This is a genomic window from Moorena sp. SIO3B2, assembly GCF_010692525.1.
In the GTDB taxonomy this organism is placed as follows: domain Bacteria; phylum Cyanobacteriota; class Cyanobacteriia; order Cyanobacteriales; family Coleofasciculaceae; genus Moorena; species Moorena producens.
Genome location: NZ_JAAHHE010000579.1, coordinates 1 through 3028 on the forward strand (window position 1 = coordinate 1; position 3028 = coordinate 3028).

Here is a 3028-nt window from a genome sequence, read left to right on the forward strand (position 1 = left end):
CTGCATCAGAGGCATGCGCATTACCGTCTACGACATTTTAGAATATCTGGCCGGGGGAATGACAGAAGCAGAAATTCTAGAAGATTTTTCTGAACTAACGTCCGAAGACATCAAAGCCTGTCTTGCTTTTGCAGCAGAGGGTGAGAAAAAGTTATTCGTGGTATCTTTGTGAAACTTCGTGCATAAAATGTCTATAGAAAGGAGCGGGTTGATGAGGTCATGGAAAATGATGAAGTTAAAAACGAATATTATAAGCAGGCAATTTTATCAATAACAATAAATACAGTAGTAGTTGCAGTAGAAACAGGTAAATCAATCCTTCTACTTGGGTCAATGGCAATTAATAAAGCGTGGAGAGCGATATTATCCCCACCCTAATACTAACCTGAAGACTTGTTTAGAAATCTGGACTTATAAAGTTAAATAAATTTAAGCCTTAATAGATACTGAAGTCCAGGAAAAAAAACTTCATGGCAGCGGACGAGGACTATTAGAATAGAAAGGTACGCTCGACTTGAGCGGAGTGTTTATATGGTTTCATCAGAACTAATCTCGACGTTGAGAGAACTGAGTCGCTCAGACAAGTTCTATATCATACAGATTCTGATTTCGGAACTAGCCCAACAAGAAACTGATTTAATTAAACCTGACCAGTCTTACCCAGTGTGGTCGCCTTATGATGCGGTTGAGGCAGCGGATACGATGTTAAAAGTGCTACAGGCTGCCAAAGCTCAAGATCATGGCTAATCCTGAACGATATCCAAAAGACCTAAAAACCGCTCTCCCAACAGACCCTTAGCAACCACGAATATAGCGCAGCAATTCTCCCCTAAACGTTATCCCCTTTAGTCAGGATTCTGGTGATGGTTTTGACCACTGATACGGGAACGCTTCCGATACTTTTTAGCTACTAAAGTCTACCAAGCAGACTCTAGCCCGCCAATGCAAGCTGATTTTTCAGCCAGGGTGTATCTACCAAGGCACGAAGAAATATTCCTCGTGCGCCATTGATGTCCCGTTCGCGTTCGCGCAGCGTCGGCTTTGCCGAAAGCGTGACCAAAGGTCAATCCATTATCCGGCCATCAATCTTCGATCTAATAATCTTGCTTCCACCAACGTTGACCAATTCACCAGTCCAACTAACAGTCTTACTGGTATATGCTTCACATACATCCACTACTATTTTTCCATTCTCAATCGCCTTGTGTTTTAAGAATTCCTTGAACCGATAGTGAGCAAAAGATAACATATTGCGCACTGTCTTAGACCTGATTTTTCGCTTTGACTTCTTGGACATTTGAGATGTCTCAAAAGTAGGGAGTAATATTACGTCAAAGTTATTTACGAAAAATCTGGCAGCCTTATGATGAAGCTCGTTAACTAGATTTTGGATTTTGATTACCATCCTTCTAGCAGCTTTCCTCATTCGACGTTTTTGCTTACCTTTGGCTTTGCTTATTTTTGAAATAAGACTATCTAGGTGATGACATAATCGCTGGATTCGCGAGAAGTCACCTTGGCCAATTTTGCCAACATAAGTTTCACTGAAAAACGTCAAGAAAGTTCTAACGCCAGGGTCTAAAGCTACTACTCTACCTTGGTTTTCGGTCTTTTCTTGAGTAGTAGTGTAAGGAACTACTAAATAATAATTTCCGTTGTTGCTAACCAATCGGCAGTCACAAATTTTTTCAGGGAGTGCTTCAGCAAAGGTTAGTGCCCCTAATTTTGTGTGATAAACTCCTTTAGATGAAACCGCCGATTTTGGGATGTAACAAGACTGAGTAGGATTTTTCCTAGACCTAAACTTTACCCGGTTGATTTGTGAAGTTTTTTTGTACTTTTTCTTGGCTTCTCTGACGGAGGTGCAAGCATCCTTAATCGCTATAGATTTGATTTGATAAGGCACTGTCTTGCACCAATCAGGAAGGTCATTTAAGATGCCAGTTTTAATGGCTTTCCAGTTGGCTTTAACTTCTCCACTTTGAATAATTTTTACGGTCTTGTTAAAGACATAGCGAGACACTCCAAACCATCTTTTTATCATGGAACGTTGCTCAGGACTTAGGAACACTCGAATCTTCTTTGATTTTTTTGCCGTATTTCCGGAGTCCGTGGACTCTGCAAGAGAAGACGTGAATGATGGAGAGAAGATCTGCTGTAAGTTCCAATTCGGGGCAGCTTTCAGGCTGGTCGAGAACCAGGATTTTTCCACCGTTGATACTGACCGGAGATGAAACCTTAGAGTAGTGCAGCCTTACTACAAAACCTTTACCCTATGCTGCATAATTTACCAACTATAAAGGCTGCACTACTCTTACGGTAACTTCTAACCAAGTACTCAATGAGTTCAAATCCGAATCTAGTGAGTCTGTCCCGGCAGGCAACCACAATCGTGAGCTGACTTCCCTGCATAAGTCGTTCCAATATGGCTCTAAGTCCTTTCCTTTTGTAGTTAAGTCCTGAGCCAATGTCTTGGATGATTTCGGCTTCTGGGAACAAGGAATGCATGTATGCGATTTGTCTGGCGAGGTCGTCTTTTTGTTTTTGACTACTGACTCGGCAGTAACAAATGGTGGCTGGCTTTGGTGGCTGTTGTCTTCCCAAAGTGGCAAGACTAACTGTATCGAACATTCGGTATCCACTTGGAGTTCGTTCGCATTTGATGATGCCATTGTCTGCATACTTCCTTAGCGTTGTTTTGGAGAGTCCCGTAAGTTCGACCGCCTTACGGAGTGGTACTAGTGTCATATTAATAGTCTAGTACTTTAGAATAGTCTTTAGTACACTTTATGACACTTTCTCTAACTGTCCTCTAGCCCTCGAACATACCAACGATACCAATGCTTAGAACTGCGAATGGCTAGCCACAGTAGCAGTAAAGCGATTAATCCTCCTTGTTCTGGAGCATCAAAAGCTAAGATTATCAAAACTACGCACAGAAAATCCTGAAGAAACACTACCCACAGAGGTAAGCCACGCAAACGGTAGAACCATCCCACTTGAACTAACTGGAGTACAAAGGCTAATA

The 3028-nt window shown here is 41.8% G+C and carries 6 protein-coding genes; 3 read left to right on the forward strand and 3 right to left on the reverse strand.

The annotated features are described in order from the left end of the window. From F6K38_RS38250 to F6K38_RS38260, 3 genes are all read left to right on the forward strand, one after another. A partial coding sequence (locus F6K38_RS38250) for a DUF433 domain-containing protein (RefSeq protein WP_287360167.1) occupies positions 1 to 172 on the forward strand: 172 nt, incomplete at its 5' end. 47 nt (positions 173 to 219) lie between these two features. Continuing rightward, complete coding sequence (locus F6K38_RS38255) at positions 220 to 378, forward strand: hypothetical protein (RefSeq protein WP_008179558.1); 159 nt, start codon at positions 220 to 222, stop codon at positions 376 to 378. 153 nt (positions 379 to 531) lie between these two features. Beyond that, positions 532 to 747: a hypothetical protein gene (locus F6K38_RS38260; RefSeq protein ID WP_008179557.1), complete on the forward strand. Its 216-nt coding sequence runs from the start codon at positions 532 to 534 to the stop codon at positions 745 to 747. Between the two features lie 316 nt (positions 748 to 1063). Here the strand turns inward: F6K38_RS38260 and F6K38_RS38265 are convergent, their stop codons facing one another. The 3 genes from F6K38_RS38265 to F6K38_RS38275 all read right to left on the reverse strand — a co-directional run. Then, positions 1064 to 2212, reverse strand: a complete 1149-nt coding sequence (locus F6K38_RS38265) for an RNA-guided endonuclease TnpB family protein (protein WP_287265527.1) — start codon at positions 2210 to 2212, stop codon at positions 1064 to 1066. A gap of 56 nt (positions 2213 to 2268) precedes the next feature. Continuing rightward, positions 2269 to 2748 (reverse strand): IS607 family transposase, encoded by a 480-nt coding sequence (locus F6K38_RS38270; protein WP_287263937.1) that lies wholly within the window; start codon positions 2746 to 2748, stop codon positions 2269 to 2271. 53 nt (positions 2749 to 2801) lie between these two features. Continuing rightward, a partial coding sequence (locus F6K38_RS38275; protein ID WP_287294569.1) for a DUF4126 family protein occupies positions 2802 to 3028 on the reverse strand: 227 nt, incomplete at its 5' end.